Genomic DNA, 22832 nt, shown 5'->3' on the forward strand with positions numbered 1-22832 from the left:
GGAGTTAGGTAATGCAGTGTGTGAATAGTAGGATAACTTACATCAATTGGTCAAGCACTCCTACATTATAAAATGGTAGGATTGCCTACATGAAAATGAATGATCGAATCCGAAGCAGACGCAAAGAACTAAAGATGACGCAATCCGTCCTGGCAAAGCTCGTCGGGGTAAACCGCGTCACTATCACTGGCTGGGAATCCGGTGACTACAAACCTGGTGGCGAGAACCTCCAGGCGCTTGCAGCTGCATTAGATAAGTCGCCGCAATGGTTACTTGACGGAAAGGATGACGGAAACCAACATCCGCGCGCCGTGAAGCCTGAGCACAGATTCGGAATAAGGTCAGTTCCTATCCTCACATGGGTTCAAGCTGGGGAATGGACGGCTTGTAGCGGTGCTATTACAGAGCGTGATATTAAGGAATGGGTATATACCTCAGCCGCAGTCTCTGAGAACGCATTTGCTCTTATTGTACGTGGAGACTCAATGACCAACCCTACGGGTGCCCCGAGTATTCCTGAGGGTTCGATCGTCGTTGTTGAGCCTGATTTTGGCGATGCCAGCCAAGCTAATGGCAAAATTGTAATCGCACAGCTTTTGGGTAGTGATGAGGCCACCATTAAAAAGTTCGTCATCGATGGTCCATTGAAATACCTTGTACCTCTGAATCCCAATTACAGGATGCTCGAGGTTAACGGTAACTGCCGATTGGTAGGATTAGTAAGACAAGTAATAATGGATTTATAACAAAACCGGGGCCTCCCGGTTTTTTTTCACCCCTCGATGTAAGTTATCCAACTTTTTCTCTTGACCTGTCGGTGTAAGTTATCCTACATTGTATTTGTCGATAGCGAACAGGCAGGACGCCCATGAAGTAGCCGCCGGTGGCGCATGAATGACCGGATGATTCGCAAACAACAAAAAAGCGCCCATTGGACGCTTCGCTCTTTAACAATCTGGATATTACCAACAAATTTCTAGAAAGGTCGTCTAAGTCGACGTGGCACCTGAACTGGCGGCATGGGCGGAACTTTATCCATTTTGAATTCACTTTTACACAATGGACAATAATGAATGAAATACCCGCCCATAGAATGAGTGGTTGGACTTGGCTGAAGTATTGACAACTGGCTTTGCTGGAAACAACGGGGACAAGCATTAATAGTAAATTGATCATTACTTCCATCTATTAATGCTGAGTATACAAGCGTTCCTCCGGGGGTTTTCAATATCGAATATTCCTGCGTAGCTTTCTCAAAATCCTCTAAAACAGCAAGCCTAGAACGTAAAAGAGCAGCTTCATCTTCCTTTGCTCTAATAGCGTCTCCGAGAGAAAAACACTCTGCCTGCAGTGTAATCAGTTTGCTCTGGAGTTCAATTGTTGCCGCTTTAACTTCAGCATCCGTTTTCGCGTCATTGATAATTTTAGCGAGACCTGCAGTCTCCTTTATAGCGGCCATTGCCGCTGATAGTTCAGCGATCACATTGAATACTCTTCTTCTTGTTGGGGATATCCAGATTAACCGAATCCTTGTTGTTGGGGAATAGCAGGATCCACCGAGCCTGATGTGGTGAAAAGACAGGCAATAGATTGCTGTGTGTAGTCTTGGCGGTATCAGGGTCTTCAACCTTATGAAAGGGGGACGAAGATAATGTTCTACCTCGGTACCGCCCTTTTTACACAACAGACAAGGGCATCACCAGGCGACGGGCTCATAACCCAATCCACCCGGGCAAGAGGATGGCAATTGCAATTGCCGACCAATGCAGGTGCCCTTCTCTGTTGTGTATGGAGAAACTTACAGCGGCGGCAGCCGCTTAACCGAGAGGAAATGCTATGAGCAATGATCGCATGACCGTTGTGCCCGAATTTCTGGGCGAGCTGGATGCCGGCGTGTTCATGAACAAAATCGCCGCCGCGCTTAATACCACCTCGCTGGGTGTTCTGAACAACGGCAATAAAGGCAAGGTTGTCCTGACTTTTGATTTTGAGCGTATGGGTAATTCCGTTGAAGAGAAGCGCGTCAAGATTAAGCACAAGCTGAACTACATCACCCCGACGCCGCGTGGTAAAGCCTCCGAAGAGGACACCACCGAAACCCCAATGTGGGTTAACAAAGGCGGGAAACTTACCATCCTGCAGGAAGATCAGGGGCAGCTATTCGGGATCACCGGCACGGTGGACGGAAAGCTTAAAGCGGCTCAGTGATCCGCAGCAACAAATTCACTGATACCACTTCGATCATATGTTAATAAGGAATTTTTATGTCTCAATTAGACAGCGGTACATTTAAGCAGGTAAAAGACCTGGTCCTTTCTGGCTATCACCTGAATGATATTCACGGTCTGGCATGCCCTACCGCTTTGCTGCCCGAAGGAACCAGCGTTGAAAGCCTCGAGCGTTTTTCTCTGGAGCGTTTCCGCTTCCGCGGCGCAATGACCACGACCAGCATTGACGACTTCGCTCGTTACTCGAAGGGCTACGCCAGCGCCGCAGAACCCGCCCGTTGTTTTATTGACGCTGACAACATGACCGCCCGATCGGTTTTCAATATTGGGTCCCTGGACAATCCAGGACATGCCGATAACGTTGCAGCAATCACCCTGAAGAAAACAGCCCCGTTCCGCGCGCTATTGCAGATCGATGGTCAACGCCTGAAGCAAAAGCAAATCGCCGAATGGCTGGAAGACTGGAGTGATTATCTGCTGGCGTTCGATGCTGATGGCAATGCGATGCAGATTTCCCAGGCTGCGCAGGCCGTTCGTCGTATCACCATTCAGCAGGCAACCCAGCAGGATCATGAAACTGGTGACTTCGCGGGTAAACGTTCACTCATGCAAAGCGTTGAAGCCAGCAGCAAAGACGTGATGCCAGTGGCCTTTGAGTTTAAGTGCGTACCGTACGAAGGGCTTGGCGAGCGCCGCTTTAGTTTGCGTAACAGCCTGCTGGCCAGCGATGAACCTTGCTTTGTTCTGCGTATCGTCCAGTTGGAGGCCCAGGAAGAAGCCATCGCCACCGAATTCCGCGATCTGCTAATCAGTAAATTCGACGGTGAATCAGTAGAAACATTTATCGGCAACTTCAAAGCGTAATTGCTCTGCATTAAATCCCCGGCGCCGCGGGGATTTATTGAAGCGTAATTCCTTTATTTATCGCCTTTCGGCGAGGGATTCGTGCAACCAAAAATTGTGCGGTGCAGCGCACCAATTAAGGAGAAATAACGTGAGTTTTATCCAGACACTTTCCGGTAAGCAGTTCGATTACATTAACTCCACCATTGACGATATTGATGTCGAAGATATTGCCGGGGCGCTTTCAAATATCTGCCGTTTCGCAGGACACCTGCCGGAGTTCTACAGCGTGGCCCAGCATTCCGTTTTGTGCAGCCAAATAGTGTCGCCAGAGTTTGCCTTTGAAGCGCTGATGCATGACGCCGCAGAAGCATATTGCCAGGACATCCCCGCCCCGCTCAAAGCTCTGCTGCCCGACTACCGGCAGATCGAGAAGCGTACTGATCAGCTCATTCGTCTGAAGTTCGACCTGCCCCTTGAAGAATCGTCCGTTGTGAAATACGCCGACCTTACCATGCTGGCAACCGAACGCCGTGATCTGGACATCGACGACAGTATCCCATGGGTGATGCTGGAAGGCATACCGCCGACAGATTTGTTTGAAATCCACCCTCTGCGCCCCGGCCAGGCTTTCGGGCTGTTCATTAACCGGTTCAATGAGTTGATGGAGCTGCGCCAATGCGCCGCCTGAAAATAACGGAACTCGTTGCGGAAGCTCATGCCTCCGTACCGGAATTACCAGCAAAGCATGCGCGGATCATGAAAGAAGTAGCAACAAGACTCGAAGCCACATATGCCGCATTAACTGAGTCGTTAGCTCAGTTAGATCAACTGAAAGGTAAGGCTCAATGACCATACTCGAATACATTCAGGCCCATCCCAATACCACCAGCGGTGAAATTGCCAGAGGCATGAATAGAAGGACACCGGCTGTTGCCGGCGCACTGTCTCAACTCTATACCACCGGGCGAATAGTGAAGTCTGGCGTCCGTGAAGGTGTACCAACATACCGCGTTAATGACCTGCCTTTTGGTTGCAGTAACACCCTAACGCTGATGTTCAACCAACTTTTACGGACCGTTCGCTCGGGAGCAGCCCAATGAGCAACATCGACAAACGCACATTATATGAAGCTTCGGTTCGCGCAGGTAGTGGGGTGTCAATACATGCGCGCCACCAAGCAAAAAACGTGGACGCAATCTGGCAGAAGTTGATTCCGACCAGCAACGCTGATATTTAATATTACTACCCGGGTGCAGCCGGGCAATGGAGAAATTTATGCTGAGCCTCGATTGTGTACCTATTTCAACTTATTGCAAAGAGACTGGTGAAACTCCTGATGCGATCAACAAGCGCGTACAGCGTGGTGTGTGGCGTGAAGGGGTTCAAGTGCTGAAAGTCGAAGGCGTTAAGGAGAGATGGATAGATCTTAGTGAGGTTGCAAAATGGGCCAGACAGAATCGCCTAAACTCCCGCGCGGCGTAACCATCAGGAAACATCGCAACGGTCAAACCATCAATATTACTTTTACATATAAAGGGGTGAAATGCCGTGAGCCTCTTTCTAATCTGGACGTAACCCCTAAAAATATCAAATACGCCGAGCGCACACTCGGCGAAATCCACAACAAGATAGAAAGGGGAACATTTGTTTATGCGGAATACTTTCCCCGTTCTACCCGCCTAAAAATCTTCGGCAACGCTGCCGCTGGCAAAACTGTGAAGATGTATCTGGACGAGTATCTGGTGATCTGCGAAACGAGGAAGCTTTCCCCTTCAACAATAGGCGGGTACAAGAAATGCCGAAGCGCGTTGTCATCACTTCATATTTTTCCTGCAAGTGAGTTGACGCCGGCCGCATTGAAGACATGGATCCAGAACCAGAAAACGACATTGAAGACCATCCGAAACCAGTTGTCATTCCTGCGTTCTGCGTTGGATGAAGCTGTGACGGATGGTGTACTTCAGATTAACCCTGTATCACTGGTAACAGCCTCACGGTACCAAAGTGATAAATCAGCGGCAGAAAGTAGTTATGTGGTTGATCCGCTATCACCAGCAGAAGTAGACGCTTTGCTCTCCGCTGCTGGCAATAAGCAGTGGGAGAATCTTTTCAGGTTCGCGATCCAAACCGGGCTTCGTAGTTCTGAACTGTGTGCTCTTGGTTGGGGTGATATTGACTTTGTAGGGAAGACAGCCCACGTCCAGAGCGCCAGTGTTGTTGGTGTGATCAAGGGGACCAAGACAAAAGCAGGTACTCGAAAAGTTGAACTGACAGATGAAGCAATATCGGCTCTGATAAATCAGAAATCGTTCACGTTCATGAAGGAGGCTACTGTCTTTGAAGATCCAAAGACCAATAAGCCGTGGGCAAGTGCTGATGCGATAAGAAAAAAAGCATGGGTGCCAACTCTACGAAAAGCAGGCATCCGCTACCGTAACCCATATCAGACAAGGCATACCTTCGCCACGAGTCATATCAGTCGCGGAGCCAACCTATTCTGGCTAGCTACTCAAATGGGACATAAAGGCCCCGAAATGCTGTTCAGGCACTATGGTAGATATCTAAAGGATTACGATAACAACACATCTGCAAGGGCATTGAAAATAATCAAAAAATAACAAATAATCTCTGTCTCTTTTAGGCAGAGATTTTATTATGACTTTAGATCGATGGATAGCTGTAGTTTCCAGCATTGCTGCAATGATATCAGCATTTCTTGCAGCTTGTGGTATTTATCAAGCTATAATGCAGAGAAGAAGTATGTATAGACCACAGATCATACCACAAAATTTTCACTTCAAAGGCAAATGCAATTTAAAAAACAACTTTGATTCAGACATTTTAAATAGGAATACTTATAACGAATATAAAATCAATGTCATAAATCCGGGATTAGGTGCTGCCGTAAACATCGAGTATAAATGGATTTTTAACCACCAAGAATATGCACAATATCTTCAGCAGAGGTTATATAAATTAAATTCTACTGAAGCTCCAGTCGACCCATCTAGATTTTTATTTAATTATCACTTTGAAGAAAGTGACAACGACCTAATCTTTTATTCAAGAAGCACCCTCCGAATGAATACTCATATAATTAATAAGAAAAGTGAACTCATCCAATGTTTTTTACCATACAGTGTAGAAAAAACAGAGGCTGAGCTTAAATTCCAAACACTTTCCTTAGTCTTTTTAATGAACGATATAATGCTAAACCTTAAAGGTCAAATCGATATTAATAAAACCAAAGGACCAACGTTAGAAATAAAATATCAAGACATTGGTGGTAAACATATTGTTGAATTATTTGAGACCGAAGTCGCATTGGTCGACTCGCAGACTTTTAATGGATTAATTGAGTATGTTGCAAGCTTTACGTTTAAAAAGCTCAATAAAAGTAGGACTGCTGCTATACGTCAGAGGATACGCAAAAGCTACGCAGATTTTATAAATGAACACGATTACAATAAAAACAAATAGTTACAATATTTCGGACACGGGTTCAACTCCCGCCAGCTCCACCAAACATTCATTCATGATGCATTATGAACCTTAAAAAAGCCTGTAACTTCAACGAGTTGCAGGCTTTTTTGTTGCATGTGTGGTCATGATCTCTGTATGAATCTTAACCTTTTGGCACCATGTTTAGCACCACGGTATCGTGGGGCTAAAAAAGCGTGGTGCTAAAACATGCCTAAGCAGCTGAAACCCTTAACAAATGTGGAGATCGCTGGCGCGAAGCCCCGTAGCACGGATTATGAGCTACGGGACGGTGAAGGCCTGTACTTGCTGGTTAAGACTTCAGGGAGGAAGGCCTGGCATTTCGAGTATTATCATCCCGTCACCAAAAAGCGCACCAAAACCAGCCTTGGCGCTTACCCGGTCGTTACACTGGCCATGGCTCGCGAAACTCGCACGAAATACAGACGACTGCTCTGGCAGGGCATCGATCCCCGTCAACACTTAGCAGGGATAGCTGAAGAAAAACGCATTCAGAATGAATGCACGCTGGAAAAAGTTGCGGAACAGTGGCTCAAAGAGAAGAAACGGACCAGCGATCTTAGCGAAGATCACGCCAAAGATATCTGGCGCTCGTTGGAGATGCACGTCTTCCCTTCTCTGGGTAACACGCCCGTCACCGAGATCCGCCCTAAGATGCTCAAGGAGCACCTCACACCTCTGGAAGAACAAGGCATCCTCGAAACACTGCGACGAGTCATTTCACGACTCAATGAAATCTTCCGCTTCGCCATCTCCGAAGAGCTCATCGAGTTCAATCCGGCTGACAACCTGGTCGCCCGCTTCAAGAAACCGAAAAAGCAGAACATGCCCGCCCTTCACCCCAGCGAACTGGGCAGGCTAATGCTGGCGCTACAGAACGCCTCTATCCGCAAGGAAACCCGCTGCCTTATCGAATGGGAGCTACTGACCTGGGTTCGCCCCGGCGAGGCCGTCAGCGCCCGCTGGTGCGACATCGATATGAAAAAAGCGGAATGGCGCATCCCTGACACCTTTATGAAGATGAACCGTTCGCACACGGTGCCGCTCAGCAAACAAGCGCTGCGCGTTCTTCAGATCATGGAGCCCGTCAGCCGCCATCGCCCGTGGGTTTTCCCCAGCATCCGCAAACCACTGGAGCACATGCACCAGCAAACCGCGAACGCCGCACTTATCCGAATGGGGTTTGGCGGTGAGCTGGTCGCCCACGGCATGCGCAGCATCGCCAGAACGGCGGGGGCAGGTCATTTTCCCCGTGAAGTACTGGAATCCGCGCTGGCGCACCAGAAAGAAGACGAAATCGAAGCGGCCTACAACCGCAGCGACTATCTGGAACAAAGGCGGCCGCTCATGCAATGGTGGGGAAACTACGTTGATGCTGCCAGACGGCAAGCATTGATCGGCGAAGAAGAACCGCTGCAAATCGTGGAAGGAGAATAATGTGACCAGTCCCATTCGTCAGAATCTGTTTGAACGGGAATGCGATATGCCGCTGCTGGAAGCGCGGCATCTTGCCCTCCTGCTTCTCGGCCTCGATGCTTCCCAACCTGCAAACGCCCTGCCGGAAGAACATCAGGAAAATTACCGTATCCTGCACGACGCCATCAGCCGGACCATTAAGGCAACAGGCATGCTCAGTGCCCCGGCGAACAAGCGCATGTTCTATGCCGATGAGATGTTTGCCCTGGCCTGGCGGCTTATTGATGACGAACTGACGCCGCCAGAAGTAAAAGACCGTAGCCTGAAGGCGGTGATGAAACTGTCGCGTAATAGCCGTGGCCGCAAGTGGCTGAAGACGCTCGGCGACGACGCGCTACCGGATCTCACTACTTCAGCACAACCTTCCCAGCGTGGGATACATAAGCGCGACAAGGCACGGGAGAATACTGCCCGACTCTGCTGGCTGCTAGTTCAGCTTCTGGTTGAGGAGACTGACGGGCGTTATGGGACGTCTGATAAACCGGCTTCGGATGGGATACTTCGAAAGCTGAGAGCGCTGGCACAGGAACGGGAATTACCGTCAGATGGGCTTGGCCGGGGGACGTTTTATGAGGTGTTGAAGATGGGGCGGGAGAAGGAATTGTAGGTGGCTGTTAATTGCGACGGAGTTTTGCGAATCGACAAGACTCGATATTCCGAACATACAGGGAGTGTTGTGATATTTATCACAGAAATGGAAGTTAATAACATAACGTTGCATTAATCAAAAGGGAACAGCTTAAAATGCTTCGTCGCAAATATTGCTTTAAAGTTAATTTGATATGATGGTATTTTAGCTGTCATGGCCTTCGTTCTTTAGCAGACACAGCAAAGAATGAAGCGGGTTGTCCTCTATCCGCTTTAGCGCACGTAGAAAAGAATGAAGGCAAAAGGGCATTCCATCGTTCTGCCAGAGATGAACAACAAGTAGAACTAATGGGATATGGTGGGGCAACGTATCCACATTCTAAACAAACACTATTTAATGGAATTAAAATGAGTGCGTCTGTTCATAACCCTGATACATACATGTTTGATTTCCGCCAACTCGTAACAAACGGTAAGAAAAAAATTGGAATTCTCATAGGAGCAGGAGCACCTGTAAGCATCAATATTAGCAAAAATGAACAATATGAACCATTAATACCAAACATTGAAGGGTTGACCAAACATGTGAAAGAATCTCTTCCAAGAGATTTACTAACTATATTTGAAACTCTAGAAGAATCTCCAAGCAAAAATAATCTAGAGAAAATATTATCGGATGTAAGAACTTTAGCGGATATAATAGGTGAACACAGTGTACATGGTGGAAATGCTGAAACATATAAAAAGTTAGAGCTAGCAATATGTTCAAAAATTAAAGAAGTTGTCAGCAAACCGCTTCCTGATGGCCAAAATCCCTATAGTGAATTAATATCATGGATAAACGGCATTAATAGAAATTACGGAGTGGAAATATTTACAACCAACTATGACTTACTCTGCGAAGATGCTTTAGAACGCTCCCAAACGCCTTTTTTCGATGGATTTACAGGTTCCAGATACTCTTTTTTTGATCCTGCAAGTATATCAACAAATGATCTACCCCCCAGGTGGGTAAGGTTATGGAAACTACATGGCTCCATTGGGTGGACAATGAGATCAAATGGGCAAATAACTAGAATTCCAGAATGCGAAGTATCTAATATGGTTTACCCCTCACACATAAAGTACTCTCAAACACAAGCAGCTCCGTTCTCTGCATTATTTGAAAGACTCAAAAACTTTATAATGGAGCCAGATACTTTACTAATAACGACTGGTTTTTCCTTTGCTGATGCTCATATATCATCAAAAATAAGTGAATGTCTTTCTGCCAACCCTACCAGCGCAGTAATAGCATTCCAATACAAAACAATTGAAGAAGAGATCTACGCTACTGATTTAGCTAAGAGGACACCAAACCTTAGTATTTATTGTAGAGATGGTGCAGTAATTAATACAATTAGTGCATTATGGAAAACCGGAGAACTCCCTAGTAAAAACTGGGATTATGTTAGGAAAGAGTATTTGAATGAAAAAAAAGAATTTATATTAGGAGATTTTAAAGGGCTTGCGAGATTTTTAGCAATTGCTGGTGGTGAAGTATCCTCTTCACCAATGATATTTGAAAGTAAGTCCGAGGATAGTAACGATGAGTAAAGTACTAATGGCTTCAACATCTATTGGTGTTATAATATCGATTTCTAGCTCATCGGTTACAATCAGACTTTCTCAAAAAGTTAACTCTGGCCTATTAGTGCTTGAAGGTAGAACACATAAAGTCGGTCAAGTTGGAAGCTTTGTAAGGATCCCCCAAGGCTATAATGATTTATATGGTGTTGTCGGTTCTAGCAATGAAAACTCCATCATTGATTATGATGAAAATGTATCTTCGGATAATAGGACTATTATTGTTGAATTAATTGGAGAGAGTTCATGTGGTTTTTTTGATCGAGGAATTAGCCAATATCCTTCGGTTGGTGATGATGTTCATATGGTTTTAGATTCAGATTTAAAAGTTGTATATGGTTCTAAAAGTGAAAACTTGGTTACAGTAGGAAAGCTAGCAAGTTCAGAAAGCATAGATGTTAATTTAGATATAGATAAACTTGTAACCAGACATTCTGCTGTTGTTGGGTCAACCGGTTCAGGAAAGTCAACAAGTGTATCCGGACTATTACGCTCAATTTGTAAATTAAATGATAAAGATAATAACTCGGCAAGAATACTATTAGTTGATATGCATGGCGAATATTCTTCAGCGCTAAAAGATATTTCGAAAGTATTCTCAGTCGAACCATCTAATGGTGAACATAAATTAAATATTCCTTTTTGGGCACTTCCTACAGAGAAACTCATAGATTTTTTATGTGGAAATATAAACGAAACGAGTAAGAATTCCATGATTGAATTCATTACTGAATGTAAAAAAGAATCTCTTAAATCTAATGGAATAGAATATATAAACGAAAGTAAAATTACATCTTTCACTCCCCTTCCTTATAACTTAAATAAATTATGGTACAAATTCGTTTTCGATGATACGGTCACATATTCGGAAAAAGAGTTTATTAACCCGGCGTATAAAGATAATATTAAAGGTGATCCACTGACTCTTGCACCTCCCAAATTCATTCCACCGGGAACGGCGAGTAACCCTCCTTTCAAAAAAGGTAATAATGTTCTAACAAAGCAATTAAATCTCATGAAGGCCAGGTTACTTGATAGTCAATATTCTTTTTTCCTTTCTCCTGATGGTTATACTCCTGATGAGAATGGAAAAGTTGCTAATGACCTTGACCAATTATTGAATGAGTGGTTAAACCACGATAAACCAATTTCTATTTTAGATTTATCCGGTATGCCTTCGAATCAGTTGGATATGCTTTTAGGTTCAATTATGAGTATTGTCTTTGAAGCATCTCTATGGGGAAGAAATTTGAGTTCTGGATTAAAGAAAAATCCTGTTCTTTTCGTTCTTGAGGAAGCTCATCGTTATCTTTCAAACCATGATGATGGTCTTACAAAAAGTTTAGTACAAAGAGTTGCTAAAGAAGGAAGAAAGTTTGGTGTCGGTTTAATGATCATCAGTCAAAGACCGTCCGAAGTTGATGATACAATACTATCACAATGTGGAACTCTTTTTGCGTTGAGATTAACAAATTCCAGTGACCGTTCTAAGGTAAAGGCAGCCATGTCTGATGGATTAAGTTCTCTTATCGATTCGTTACCTATACTAAGAACAGGAGAAGCTATTATTATTGGAGAAGCAGCAAAATTACCTTCACGATGTAAATTCAAATTACCTCCAGATGGACATTACCCAGATAGCCAAGATCCTGATGTTAGCAAATCATGGTCAAAATCTAGAGATCCAGTTAAAAATTACTCAAAATTAATAGAAGCATGGCGTTTAAACAAACCAATGAGAGAGGATAAATAAATGGAACGGTTAGCTGTTAATTCATCTAATTTAGCATCGGTTGGATACGATGTTTCAAATCAGACCCTTGAGATTGAATTTAATCATGGTGGCATTTATCAATATTATAATGTTACCGAAAATATTTACACAGACTTAATGAATGCAGACTCTATTGGTTCTTTTTTTAGCCACAACATTAGGAATATTTATCCTACTCAAAAAATTTAACGAACTAATATTCACGCAATGTTATTTACACCATATAACTAGACTTTTAGGAGGTTTTTAAGCTGGGGTATGATAATACGTAGATTGTGCCAGCACGTATTATCATATGGTTGTTCAGGGTTTTGGATGCAAGGCCATGCTTCGTATGCATGGCCTTGCATCACACTTATACTTGTAGACCAATTCCTCGCTCTTAACAGTTCGTGAAGTGGCGTCAAATATTATGAAGTATCCGTAGACGTGCGTAATCATACGTTAACCTAAACATATAGGTACCAGATTGAGAAATTATAAAATAATTGTCTTATTTTCAATAAATTAAGTTCAGGCTTACTATTAAGGGACTCATTACTTTCTATCCGGACTCTGATTTTTCACCCGGACCTATACTCCCCCTTCCCGTTCCGCGCTATAACCGCTCCGACACTCTGTTCCCGTGAGGTGCAATCATGAAAACCCGTGCTGACAGTAACGATGCTTTTCCCGAAAGCGGCAATGTGCGTATGCGGCAGGTGGTCCAGTTTCTGGCAATGAGTGAATCATCCGTTTACCGTCTGATTAAAAACACCGACTTTCCCCGCCCCGTCCACCTTTCTTCCCGACTGGTGGTCTTCGATGCCGCTGAAATCCGCCAGTGGCAGCAGCGCCTTACTGCCATCCGTTAATCCACGCTCAGGGATGAGGCGACCGATACCCCATCATGAAACGCGCGCCCTTTCTCTGTAAGCAGTCTCTGGACCGCACGCTCGAAGTGGTGATCCTTGCCGGAAGCCTGGCATGGGAAACCTCACGCGTGTGGCGAAAAGATCCCGACCGGGAAGATGATGTTCCCCCGGTGGTACTCGGCCCGGATGAACTGGCCGATCTGGACAACCTGACCATTATCAGGCCCGACACGCTCTACGTCCGGGTACTCCGCACTGGCGATATCCGCGAAGAAGACATGCTGAAAATCGCCGTAAAACTGGCGCACGTAGGTGTGCAGATGGCCCGGCTGATGACCCCTGACGGTGAGTTACTGGAGAGCTGGAGCGATCAGCTTGAACGCCTGCGACAGGAAAGGCCTTCCGACATCCTGCCGGATAACTTCCGTCTCGATGAAGAGGCACTGTGGTTTGACAAGCTGACCGAACGGCGCGACGGCGAAAGCGACGTCCAGCCCCAGCGCATCTGCTCCCCTCTGCGTGTCACTGCCATCACCTGCAACAATCATGACGGCAGCTATGGCCGCCTGCTGGAATGGCACACCACCACCGGGCAATTGCGGCGCTGGGCCATGCCAATGGCGATGCTCAGCGGCAACGGCGAGGAGCTGAGGCGCATTCTGCTGGAGAATGGCCTGACCTACATCTCCACCCGCCCCGCCCTGCGCAGCCTGTTATGTGAATACATCTCACGGTCACTCCCCGGACGCCGGGTCACCTGCGTGGAGAAAACCGGCTGGCACAACGGCGTGTACGTGCTGCCGGATGAGGTTATCGGTCCCGGTGACGACAATGTCATCCTTCAGGGCAGTCACTACCTGACCGGCGGCTTTGCGCAGGCCGGTACGCTGGCGGAATGGCAGGAGCAGGTCGCCGCACTCTGTGCAGGCAATTCACGGCTGGTCTTTGCCGTCTGTTGTGCGCTGGCCGCCCCGCTGCTGCGCCTGACCGGAACGGGTGGCGGAGGCTTTCATCTGCGCGGTGAGTCCACCGACGGTAAAACCACGGTAATGAAGATGGCCGCCTCAGTCTGTGGCGGGACGGATTACTGGCACTCCTGGCGGGCCACCGGGAATGCGCTGGAAGGAATTGCCAGCCGCCACAATGATGCCCTGCTGCCGCTCGATGAACTGCGCGAAGTGGACCCGCGTGAAGCCGGGATGATTGCCTATATGCTGGCGAACGGCCAGGGCAAGGGGCGTGCACGTACCGATGGCGAAGTGCGTAACCGCAGGCACTGGACGCTGCTGCTGTTCTCCACCGGGGAATTGTCGCTGGCGGAACATACCGAACGCGCCGGGGAGCGCCTCTACGCCGGGATGGACGTGCGCATGGTACAAATCCCCAGCGACACCGGACAGCATGGTGCGTTTGAGCAGCTACACGGTTTTGCCAGCGGCCAGCAGTTCGCCGATGCCCTCTGCGACCGGGTGGCCCGCTTTCACGGCACCGCCTTTCGTGCCTGGCTGACCTTCCTCACCCGCGACATGGACGCCAGCACCACGCTGGCAAGAGAGTTACTTCGCCGTTACCAGACCGCCCTGATGCCGGAGAATGCCGGAAACCAGGTGCAGCGCATCGTGGCCCGTTTTGCGCTGCTGGCGGTGGCCGGAGAGATGGCGACGCTGCACGGCATCACGGGCTGGGAGGAAGGCACAGCATATCAGGCGGTGCAGGTCTGCCTGCACGCCTGGCTGAACGAACGCGGCCATATTGCCAACCAGGAGGATGAAGGCGTACTGGCGCAAATCAAGCGGTTCATCACCGCGCACCAGTACAGCCGTTTTGCCTCGTGGGATGGCCCAGACCGCCCGCTGAATATGGCAGGCTTTCGCCGGGTGGAAAAAGATCCGCTGACGGGTGAAGAGCACACTCTGTTTCACATCCTGCCGGAGGGCTGGCGGGAAATGTGCCGGGGCTTCAGTCCCGCCAGAGCGGCGAGATTATGTCTGGAAGCAGAATGCCTGCTGTCCGGCAGCGACAGGAAATACCAGTCGCAGGTTCGCCTGCCGGAGATCGGCAAAGCCAGAGTCTACCGTCTTACCTCCCGCATCCTCAGTATCTGAGTGCAGTCTCGAGTGTCTTAAAAAAAGGTGGTACAGGGTGGGACAAGTGGTACACGCAGAGCTGGCGCGGGTTACAGCGTCCCATCTTAGAGAATTTGGTTTAAAAAAAGTGGTACAGGGTGGGACAGCCGTTGCTGAATCTGTCCCACTTTTCAGACTGGCATTTTTCAGGTGGTACAGCGCAAAGCCACGGCTGGTGCGGTTGTACCACTTGTCCCACCTGTACCACCTCAAAAACAGAAGGAATGAAAATGGCGAAAAGGGACTGCAAAGGCTAAGGCTAAAAGGAAGGGAGAATAAGGGGAACGGGCTTGCCCTTAAATGAACATGAAATACCTCCCTAACTATAAATCACATCAAATATGTCAACTAATTAAAGCTCTGAGATTTTTAAACCTATTAAAACCCCACTTACCAGACCAGAATTAACATAAGATACTCTAGTTATATTCGAATGATTGTGATTTTTAATAAAACTGACGGTTCTTCTTTCTGATGATATTTCATCTTGTATTGCTGACGATAATATCTCATCATTCATAACGAAACCAATCTGATTTTTAATCAATGATTTCTCCGACTGAGTATCTTTGAAAAAAACAGAAGAATCATGATTTATTACTTTGTATTTCTCATCCTCTGAAGTAAAAGCCTTAATAAAACCAGAAAATTTATGCCCCCCAGATTCAAACTGAATCTCTCTTTTTTCACAAGTAAAACCACATGAATAAATAATAAAATCGTGTTCAAAACCTCCATTTAAAATTCGTAAATTTTCATGACATCTATATACAATCTCATATATACCAGGATTTTTAAACTCTTTATCCTTATAAATCTCCCTGTACGATACTTTACTTTCCTCTATTTCATTAATAATGAAATCATAATCAACTAAAACAATTGAACGAGATGGTAAATAAAATATTTCGTTTGATTTGTTTTTTCGCGCAAGTTGCATCTTATTTTCGCGAAAAGAGTCCAACTCATCCCATGTTTTATTATAATTAGTCAGTAAATCATCGATGCATTTAATAATGTAATATTGCAACCGCCCTAGCAATGAACTTATTTCATCATCAGTAAGGATGTCCTCTAACTGCTTACCTACATGAATAATTTGCGTACGATAACCATCATTATTGTCACCACTTGTGTAAAGTTTGAACTCTTCTGCCAGTCTCGTTTCATCATAACTATTAACTACAAGATGCTGGGCTATCTTTGTACGTACTTTTTTAAATTGTTCATAAGTTAGCGGATATGCAATAAATTCAAACAACCTCATAAACTCTATAAATTTATCTGTGTTCCCAGTATTTTCCAATGCATTGGAAAATAAATGTAACGACCGCATCGCCACATTCCCAGTTATATTAATATCTGGTTTAAAAATAGATAAATCGCGTAAAAATGTCATATCATCAATCGTTACTCCTTTCGTAGAACTTAGTACATTTCCATAAATATCAGATTTAACAATTCTCGAAAATAGTCCATGCTGGGATACCATTGCTAAAAGAGTATTTCCATTTTTCAATTGTCCTACACGACCTATCATCGTCTTTTTATCATTAACATCACAAAACCTCAACCTTATAAAGTCTACAATCCCCCGTGTTTTATTTATTGCTTTACGTAGAATTTCTTTATCTGAACCAATATTGCCGGGATACTCAGAATACGAACAATCTTTTATGACAATAGTAACACAATTTGAAATCTCAGATAAGTAACCCTCTACTTCTTCTTTTTGCTCATTGGAGTCATAGTACACATTATCAAATCCTTTTGACAATTTAAAATATCCCTTTGGATAAATAGAAACATTCCCCAAAAAAAAGACATCGTTAATATCAAGGTACTCAACTGGTAATATGTAAATATACGAAAACTCATCATCTGAGAATAGTTTTTCTATTCTTTCCATATATCCCTCATCAATAAAAGAATAAATCCGTTATAAAATCAACAATTTTTTTTGGTACATAACTCATTGTAAAGTTTTAAAATTTCTTCAGCAAATCCATCGTCTACAGTATAAAAATAACACTCCGGCACATTCAGCACTCTGGCAAACTCACACACCAGCTCAAACGTCGGCTTATGCGTACCATTTTCATAATGAGACAAACGCGAATAAGCCGTAGCCTCTTCTATACCAGCGAGTACACCAAGCTTTTCCTGGGTTAGCTTTGCTCGCAAACGAGCTTCTTTTAGTCTTTTGGGGATCATACCGTGTGTCCTGTAAGGATTTCACGGTAATCTTTAGCATTGCTCAAGTTCTTTTATCTTTAGACTTCATAAAGATAGATAACCATAACATCAAAGGGAGCGTTAACAAGACCAATTAACTTAAGCGCACCTTTTTCCACTGAACTCGTTTTCCACCGTAAAGTTTCAGCATTGCATCAGCGAAGCTGTCATCCCGAGTGTAGAAGTAGCCTTCAGGGACATTGAGCACTTCAGCAAATCGACAAACCAGTTCGAATTTAGGTTTATGCCTGCCACTTTCGTAATGTGACATTCGCGAATAGCCCGTTTCTTCTGAAATGCCTGCTGCAATAGCCAATTCCTCTTGCGACATATCGGCTAACTCTCTCGCAATCCTAAGACGCTTCGGAACCATAACCCTGTCCTGTTAGTGGTTATATTGACAGCATCTTTAGCATTCCTTAAGATGAGTTATCTTTAGACTTCCTAAAGGATATATAACGGATTGTCTTAACTGGTTTTCAGACCTGAGAGAGGCAAACAGAATGACTAAAAAAGACTGGCACCCCGCCGACATCATTGCTGCCTTACACAAGCGCGGCACCAGTCTGGCGAAACTGTCGCGGGAAGCGGGACTGGCCTCGTCAACGCTGTCGAATACCCTGACGCGCCCGTGGCCTAAAGGTGAATGGCTGATTGCCATCGCGCTGAAGGTACACCCGTCAGAGATCTGGCCGAGCCGTTACCTCAACACTGGAAACAAACGCGAACCCAGAAAACCGCTTTACCCCATGACAACAACCGACAACTCCGGGACATAACGACCCGCGCTGTGAGTGGCAGGACGCATTAACCAACGATACCTGACAGGAGAGTTGTTTATGCACACCGAACCACAACCATGCACCATCGCATTGAGTACAGGAGGCCGCCATGTTTCTGGTCTCCCTGGCTGAAGGCTTTATCCACCTGTTCCAGGCCGCAGGCAAAATCTTCCTCGACATGATGACCGGGCTAATCCCGATGCTCATCTGCCTGCTGCTGGCCATCAACTTCCTGATGAAGCTGGTCGGCACCGTACGGATAGAGAAAATCGCCGCCCTGCTCGGCCGCTCGCGCATCCTCACCTACGGCGTGCTGCCGGTGCTCGGCTGGTTCTTTATGAGCAGCCCCGGCGCGCTCACTTTAGGCAAACTGCTACCCGAGAAGAGCAAACCCGGCTATGAGGATGCGCTCGGCACCACCGCCCATCCGCTCACCAGCCTGTTTCCCCATGTGGTGCCGTCGGAGCTGTTTGTCTGGCTCGGCGTGGCTGCGGGGGTTAAGGCACTCGGCCTGCCCGTTACCTCACTGGCGCTGCGCTATATCGCTGCCGCCATGCTAATTGGTTTAATCCGAGGGATTATCACCGAGTACCTGTTCCTGCGGCTCAGCAAACGGGGGAATGCGCCATGATGATTTACTGCGCACGTATCGTCGCTATCGGGCTGTTGGTCGCCGACGGCCTCACCGACAAAATGCTCATCACCTTCGACAGCAACGGGCCGAAAGACTGCCTCGATTACTCGCTGTCACTGGAGCCGTCGTTCCGGGAAGAGAGCCTGATGATACTCCCCGGCGACCACCTGATGCTGGCGGGGCATGATTATCTGGTGACCAGTGTTGGCAAGGGCGCACAGCAGGCGCTGTTTGAACTCGGCCACCTGACGCTGGTGTTCAATGGTGACCTGAATCCCTGCCATGTCGGCGCGGTTCATCTCTCCGGCCCGGTCCCAAACCTGCGTGACCTCCACGGCAATCTGGTGATTGAGGAGGGGCGGCCATGAACACGGTACTTATTCCTCCCGGTCCCGGCGGTTACGGTAAAGGGCTGTGGCTGCCCGTCGCCAGTGGCAAAAAGGTGCTGTCACTGACCGGGCGGGAAATCCATCCTGTTGCGATAGAAATTGGCGCACTCACCGAATCGGAAGTGGTCAACGGTTTTGCCGATATCCCGCCGGATAACGACATCCTGTGCGTGGTGATTAACTGCGCCGGGTCCCTGCGCTGCGGCCTGTACCCGCAGAAGGGCATCCCGACCATCAACGTGCTGCCCACCTGGCGGGCCGGACCGCTGGCGCACTTTATTACCGAGGATAACTACGTTTCCGGCGTCACGATGGAGCAACTGCTTCTGGTGGATACCGCCGAAGCGCCGGACTGCGGGCCTGAGCCACTTCCTGCTCCGGAACCAGTCATTACCACCACTCCGCCGCCTGCGCGCGGCGCGGAGAAACTGGTGCGCATGGTCGAGCAGACCGGCACCGCCGTCGGCCACGTTATCGCCCTGCTGTTTGCCGCCAGCCGCGAGGCGGTGGACGTGTCCCTGCGCAACGTCATCCCGTTTATGGCCTTTGTCTCGCTACTGATAGCCCTGGTGCAGGAGACCGCACTCGGCAGCCTGATTGCCCACGCCCTGACGCCGCTGGCGAACTCGCTGTGGGGACTGGTGCTGCTGTCGCTCATCTGTGGCATTCCGTTCCTCTCCCCGGTGCTCGGACCGGGCGCGGCCATCTCGCAGGTGATTGGCGTGATGATAGGCACACAGATTGGCGCAGGGGCGATATCTCCGGACTTCGCCCTGCCCGCGCTGTTCGCCATCAATGTGCAGGTCGGCTGCGACTTCGTGCCTGTTGGCCTTTCGATGCAGGAGGCAAAGCCGGAGACCATCGCAAAAGGTGTACCCGCCTTTCTGCTGTCGAGACAACTGACCGGACCGCTTGCGGTAATAGTCGGCTGGCTGTTTTCCCTGGGCTTATTCTGAGGACTCAACGATGAACAAAATCAGAGCCGCCGTGGTCGGCGCGGGTATCTACGGCAAACACCATATGAACGCGTACCGCCATAACCCGGACACGGTGCTGGTCGCCATCTGCGACACTGACGCAGAGCGCTGCGATGACCTTGCCATGTCATACGGCATCATGGGCTATACCCGGCTGGAAACGCTGTTGGAAGAGGAAGCCATCGACGTGCTCTCGGTGGCGACACCGGACCCGTACCACACCGAATCCATCCTCACCGCCCTGCGCCACGGCAAACATGTGCTGGCGGAAAAGCCGCTCGCCACCTCGGTACGCGAGTGTGAGCTTATCGTGGAGACGGCGCGGCAGCGTGGCCTGCTGGTCGGCGTCGATTTCCACAAACGCTGGGACCCGGCGGTAATGCGCATTAAGGCTGAACTGGAAAAGCCGGAAACCGGGCGTATCCTGCGCGGGCATATCAGCATGGACGATGTCATCAGCGTGCCGACGGAGTGGCTGGACTGGGCGGGCGCAAGCTCCCCGGTGTGGTTTCTCGGCTCCCACTGCTTCGACCTGGTGCGCCACCTCTCCGGCCAGGAAGTGGTGTCGGTGTACGCCGTCGGGCAGAAGCGGCTGATGGTCGAATGCGGCCTCGACACCTTCGACAGCGTGCAAAGCCTGCTGACGATGGGCGACGGCAGTTCGTGGGTGGTCGAGAACTCGTGGGTGCTGCCGGAAGGCTTTCCGAAAGACAACGACGGGCGCATTGATATTCTCTGCGAGGCAACCTATATCCGCAGTTCCTCGCAGCATCGGGGACTGGAAATCACCACGCCGGGCATGACGCTCACGCCCAACAGCTATTTCATCAACTACCGCAACGGCGTTGCCAGCGGTTTCGGTATCGACCCGATCAATGACTTTGTTCACTCCGTCAGACATAAAGCACCGTACCCGGTCACCGCGATGGACGGACTGGCGGTCAGCCGGGTTTGTGAGGCAGTGCACCGCAGCCTGGAAAGCGGCAAACCTGAACGCCCGATAAAGCCATAACTTCAAGGGCTGTACCTGTCTGCTATGCCAGACTGGTAAAGCCCTTAACCCAGCAAACCAGTCAAAGCACAGGAATGATTTGAAAGCATGGTCAGCTTTGAGCGAGAAGCAGAAGTTTCTGCTTAGTTATTTATATTATTGGTGATTTAATTCCCACTCAATACATGATTTCATCATAGGAATAAACCTCTCACAAGATGATGAAAACACCTCAACAAATTTTAATTTGTAACTTTCCGGAACATACCAATCTTGAGGGATGCTATCTGCGATGGATTGATAAAACTCAACAGGTATTTCACAAATTTTATCCATCCATGATTTATACTCTTCTGCAGAATGCAAAATTCCGCGATGATATGGCGATGATTCAATGAACAATTTATTTTCTGTCCATATAAGACCATCTTCCCCCCATGCCTCACAATTATCATCCTCAAAGGCTATTCCAGCATCCATGAATAGCAGTTCGCCATTTAACAATTTGCAAGTATCATTTTTTACATCACCTATTGATAGCCAATTATCAAATATTGATTTGCCATAGAGATTTTTTATTTGGTTATTACTGAATTGATAACCCTCAGGCAACTCTTCTAGATTATGCATGAACTCATATGCAATAAAATGAGAAGTTGATACATTTAGTTCACTCTTTACACTTTCTGAAAACTGAACTAGATGGCCCTTTGGCCAAGGTAAACCTATCTTCTCAGCTAATTTAAAAGCTACTAATTCATTAAATAACGCATTTGTTTCATGACCGGACTTGCTGAAATATGTTTTTACAAACCAATCATTGCCTAACTCATCAACACCAATAAAAGGATTGGAGTGATTTGTGGATTTTTCCAGTTTATCTTTAATGGAATTAATTATAATCACGGTAACCTTCAATAGAAACAATAAAATATGGCGCGAAGTATAATTGTATAACCAAATGGAGCACAAACATTTTCGAGAGACTCCTGAGTTATTAATTTTTCCACGTGAGCTACCTCTGGTGAAGAGTTTACTCACTTAACCGCATGTCCACTATTGGTGGGTAAGATCATTAAACATGTATCAACCAGACTGAAGGCATAATCTTTGATTATTCCGACATCTGGCACACAGTCGCACCAGATGCCGTCCTTTTCGTCTAATCTCAATGATACTGCAACAACACCTGTGAAATCTTCCTCGCTTCACCTGCCGGATCCGCCGAATGCGTGATCGCTGATCCCACAATCACCACATCCGGGCCTAACAGTGCGTAGTCCTTCACAGTCTGGCTGCTTATACCGCCTGCCACGGCAATCCGGGCTTTCCGGCGCGCCTTCAGCATCGTTATCAAATCATCTATCGGCTTACGCCCCGCTGCCTGCTGGTCGGTGCCGGTATGTACCGCCAGCATATCCGCCCCCGCCTCCTCCAGCAATCGGACCCGCGTGGGCAGATCGTCGACGCAGATCATATCCACCACCACCTGCTTTCCGGCCTCTTTTGCCGCGCGGATGCACGACTGGATCGTCAGCACGTCGGTCACGCCTAACACCGTGACATAGTCTGCCCCGGCGTCGAAAAGCAGCTGCGACTCAAAATGGCCGCCATCCATAATTTTCGCATCCGCCAGCACTTCCTTATGCGGATATTTTTCTTTAATAGCTTTAATCGCCTTCACGCCTTCCCGAATAAGAAAAGGCGTGCCCACTTCAATAATATCAACGTCATCAACCACCTTATCGATAAATACCAGCGCTTCAGGCAGGGTTAACTCGTCCAGGGCAAGCTGTAATTTCATG

The 22832-nt window shown here is 47.5% G+C and carries 28 protein-coding genes; 22 read left to right on the top strand and 6 right to left on the bottom strand.

All coding sequences use genetic code 11. The annotated features are described in order from the left end of the window. Positions 1-89 precede the first annotated feature (89 nt). Positions 90-746, top strand: a complete 657-nt coding sequence (locus tag OOJ60_RS05785; protein ID WP_205612210.1) for a LexA family protein — start codon at positions 90-92, stop codon at positions 744-746. A gap of 230 nt (positions 747-976) precedes the next feature. Here the strand turns inward: OOJ60_RS05785 and OOJ60_RS05790 are convergent, their stop codons facing one another. Further along, positions 977-1483 carry a hypothetical protein gene (locus OOJ60_RS05790; protein WP_233470882.1) on the bottom strand — a complete coding sequence of 169 codons (507 nt, stop codon included), beginning with the start codon at positions 1481-1483 and terminating at the stop codon, positions 977-979. A gap of 353 nt (positions 1484-1836) precedes the next feature. Here OOJ60_RS05790 and OOJ60_RS05795 point away from each other — a divergent pair, with 353 nt between their 5' ends. The 16 genes from OOJ60_RS05795 to OOJ60_RS05870 all read left to right on the top strand — a co-directional run bounded on the left by OOJ60_RS05795 (position 1837) and on the right by OOJ60_RS05870 (position 14998). Continuing rightward, positions 1837-2208, top strand: a complete 372-nt coding sequence (locus OOJ60_RS05795; RefSeq protein WP_205612211.1) for a hypothetical protein — start codon at positions 1837-1839, stop codon at positions 2206-2208. A gap of 56 nt (positions 2209-2264) precedes the next feature. After that, entirely contained in the window at positions 2265-3092 is an 828-nt protein-coding gene (locus tag OOJ60_RS05800) for a YfdQ family protein (RefSeq protein ID WP_205612212.1), read from the top strand. A gap of 130 nt (positions 3093-3222) precedes the next feature. Continuing rightward, complete coding sequence (locus tag OOJ60_RS05805) at positions 3223-3762, top strand: HD family hydrolase (protein WP_205612213.1); 540 nt, start codon at positions 3223-3225, stop codon at positions 3760-3762. Then, entirely contained in the window at positions 3750-3923 is a 174-nt protein-coding gene (locus tag OOJ60_RS05810; RefSeq protein WP_205612214.1) for a hypothetical protein, read from the top strand. Before OOJ60_RS05805 ends, OOJ60_RS05810 begins: the two co-directional genes overlap by 13 nt. Beyond that, positions 3920-4174, top strand: coding sequence for a hypothetical protein (locus OOJ60_RS05815; protein ID WP_205612215.1), 255 nt, complete (start codon positions 3920-3922; stop codon positions 4172-4174). Before OOJ60_RS05810 ends, OOJ60_RS05815 begins: the two co-directional genes overlap by 4 nt. Then, positions 4171-4311 carry a hypothetical protein gene (locus tag OOJ60_RS05820; RefSeq protein WP_205612216.1) on the top strand — a complete coding sequence of 47 codons (141 nt, stop codon included), beginning with the start codon at positions 4171-4173 and terminating at the stop codon, positions 4309-4311. The genes OOJ60_RS05815 and OOJ60_RS05820 overlap by 4 nt, the downstream gene beginning before the upstream one ends. Before the next feature lie 38 nt (positions 4312-4349). Then, complete coding sequence (locus OOJ60_RS05825) at positions 4350-4556, top strand: hypothetical protein (RefSeq protein ID WP_012906810.1); 207 nt, start codon at positions 4350-4352, stop codon at positions 4554-4556. After that, positions 4517-5692 (top strand): site-specific integrase, encoded by a 1176-nt coding sequence (locus OOJ60_RS05830; RefSeq protein WP_205612217.1) that lies wholly within the window; start codon positions 4517-4519, stop codon positions 5690-5692. Before OOJ60_RS05825 ends, OOJ60_RS05830 begins: the two co-directional genes overlap by 40 nt. A 37-nt stretch (positions 5693-5729) precedes the next feature. Further along, the gene (locus OOJ60_RS05835; RefSeq protein WP_205612218.1) at positions 5730-6554 is read left to right on the top strand and encodes a hypothetical protein; all 825 of its coding nucleotides are present in this window, start codon (positions 5730-5732) and stop codon (positions 6552-6554) included. Between the two features lie 210 nt (positions 6555-6764). Next, the gene (locus OOJ60_RS05840) at positions 6765-8012 is read left to right on the top strand and encodes an integrase domain-containing protein (protein WP_205612219.1); all 1248 of its coding nucleotides are present in this window, start codon (positions 6765-6767) and stop codon (positions 8010-8012) included. A 1-nt stretch (position 8013) separates the two neighbouring features. Further along, positions 8014-8658 (top strand): hypothetical protein, encoded by a 645-nt coding sequence (locus OOJ60_RS05845; protein WP_205612220.1) that lies wholly within the window; start codon positions 8014-8016, stop codon positions 8656-8658. 389 nt (positions 8659-9047) lie between these two features. Next, positions 9048-10235: an SIR2 family protein gene (locus OOJ60_RS05850; protein WP_205612221.1), complete on the top strand. Its 1188-nt coding sequence runs from the start codon at positions 9048-9050 to the stop codon at positions 10233-10235. Next, entirely contained in the window at positions 10228-12018 is a 1791-nt protein-coding gene (locus OOJ60_RS05855) for an ATP-binding protein (RefSeq protein WP_205612222.1), read from the top strand. The genes OOJ60_RS05850 and OOJ60_RS05855 overlap by 8 nt, the downstream gene beginning before the upstream one ends. Then, a complete protein-coding gene (locus OOJ60_RS05860; RefSeq protein WP_205612223.1) occupies positions 12019-12228 on the top strand; it encodes a KTSC domain-containing protein in 210 nt (69 codons plus the stop codon). Positions 12229-12677: 449 nt separating this feature from the next. Then, the gene (locus OOJ60_RS05865; RefSeq protein ID WP_205612224.1) at positions 12678-12893 is read left to right on the top strand and encodes an AlpA family transcriptional regulator; all 216 of its coding nucleotides are present in this window, start codon (positions 12678-12680) and stop codon (positions 12891-12893) included. Positions 12894-12928: 35 nt separating this feature from the next. Continuing rightward, entirely contained in the window at positions 12929-14998 is a 2070-nt protein-coding gene (locus tag OOJ60_RS05870; protein ID WP_205612225.1) for a DUF927 domain-containing protein, read from the top strand. Positions 14999-15371: 373 nt separating this feature from the next. Here OOJ60_RS05870 and OOJ60_RS05875 read toward each other — a convergent pair whose 3' ends face one another. The 3 genes from OOJ60_RS05875 to OOJ60_RS05885 form a co-directional block, all read right to left on the bottom strand. Further along, positions 15372-16928 carry a hypothetical protein gene (locus OOJ60_RS05875; RefSeq protein ID WP_205612226.1) on the bottom strand — a complete coding sequence of 519 codons (1557 nt, stop codon included), beginning with the start codon at positions 16926-16928 and terminating at the stop codon, positions 15372-15374. 38 nt (positions 16929-16966) lie between these two features. Further along, a complete protein-coding gene (locus tag OOJ60_RS05880; protein WP_042288332.1) occupies positions 16967-17233 on the bottom strand; it encodes a helix-turn-helix domain-containing protein in 267 nt (88 codons plus the stop codon). Between the two features lie 115 nt (positions 17234-17348). After that, positions 17349-17627: a helix-turn-helix domain-containing protein gene (locus tag OOJ60_RS05885; RefSeq protein WP_042288334.1), complete on the bottom strand. Its 279-nt coding sequence runs from the start codon at positions 17625-17627 to the stop codon at positions 17349-17351. A gap of 130 nt (positions 17628-17757) precedes the next feature. On the opposite strand from OOJ60_RS05885, the gene OOJ60_RS05890 reads away from it, so the two are divergent. The 5 genes from OOJ60_RS05890 (at position 17758) to OOJ60_RS05910 (ending at position 21048) form a co-directional block, all read left to right on the top strand. Continuing rightward, positions 17758-18033 (top strand): helix-turn-helix domain-containing protein, encoded by a 276-nt coding sequence (locus OOJ60_RS05890; RefSeq protein ID WP_042288337.1) that lies wholly within the window; start codon positions 17758-17760, stop codon positions 18031-18033. Positions 18034-18145: 112 nt separating this feature from the next. After that, positions 18146-18667, top strand: coding sequence for a PTS glucitol/sorbitol transporter subunit IIC (srlA, locus tag OOJ60_RS05895; RefSeq protein ID WP_032453758.1), 522 nt, complete (start codon positions 18146-18148; stop codon positions 18665-18667). Beyond that, positions 18664-19038: a PTS glucitol/sorbitol transporter subunit IIA gene (locus OOJ60_RS05900; RefSeq protein WP_205612227.1), complete on the top strand. Its 375-nt coding sequence runs from the start codon at positions 18664-18666 to the stop codon at positions 19036-19038. Before srlA ends, OOJ60_RS05900 begins: the two co-directional genes overlap by 4 nt. Further along, positions 19035-20015 (top strand): PTS glucitol/sorbitol transporter subunit IIB, encoded by a 981-nt coding sequence (gene srlE / locus OOJ60_RS05905; protein WP_205612228.1) that lies wholly within the window; start codon positions 19035-19037, stop codon positions 20013-20015. The genes OOJ60_RS05900 and srlE overlap by 4 nt, the downstream gene beginning before the upstream one ends. Positions 20016-20025: 10 nt before the next feature. Continuing rightward, positions 20026-21048, top strand: a complete 1023-nt coding sequence (locus OOJ60_RS05910; protein WP_205612229.1) for a Gfo/Idh/MocA family protein — start codon at positions 20026-20028, stop codon at positions 21046-21048. Positions 21049-21183: 135 nt separating this feature from the next. On the opposite strand, the gene OOJ60_RS05915 is transcribed toward OOJ60_RS05910, so the two are convergent. Together OOJ60_RS05915 and hxlA are read right to left on the bottom strand one after the other, a co-directional pair. Further along, positions 21184-21933: a HipA family kinase gene (locus OOJ60_RS05915; protein WP_148365403.1), complete on the bottom strand. Its 750-nt coding sequence runs from the start codon at positions 21931-21933 to the stop codon at positions 21184-21186. Positions 21934-22195: 262 nt separating this feature from the next. Continuing rightward, the gene (gene hxlA, locus OOJ60_RS05920; protein ID WP_042288356.1) at positions 22196-22831 is read right to left on the bottom strand and encodes a 3-hexulose-6-phosphate synthase; all 636 of its coding nucleotides are present in this window, start codon (positions 22829-22831) and stop codon (positions 22196-22198) included. Position 22832 lies beyond the last annotated feature (1 nt).

It is taken from the genome of Citrobacter sp. R4, from assembly GCF_026719175.1.
GTDB classification, from domain to species: Bacteria; Pseudomonadota; Gammaproteobacteria; order Enterobacterales; family Enterobacteriaceae; genus Citrobacter_A; species Citrobacter_A sedlakii.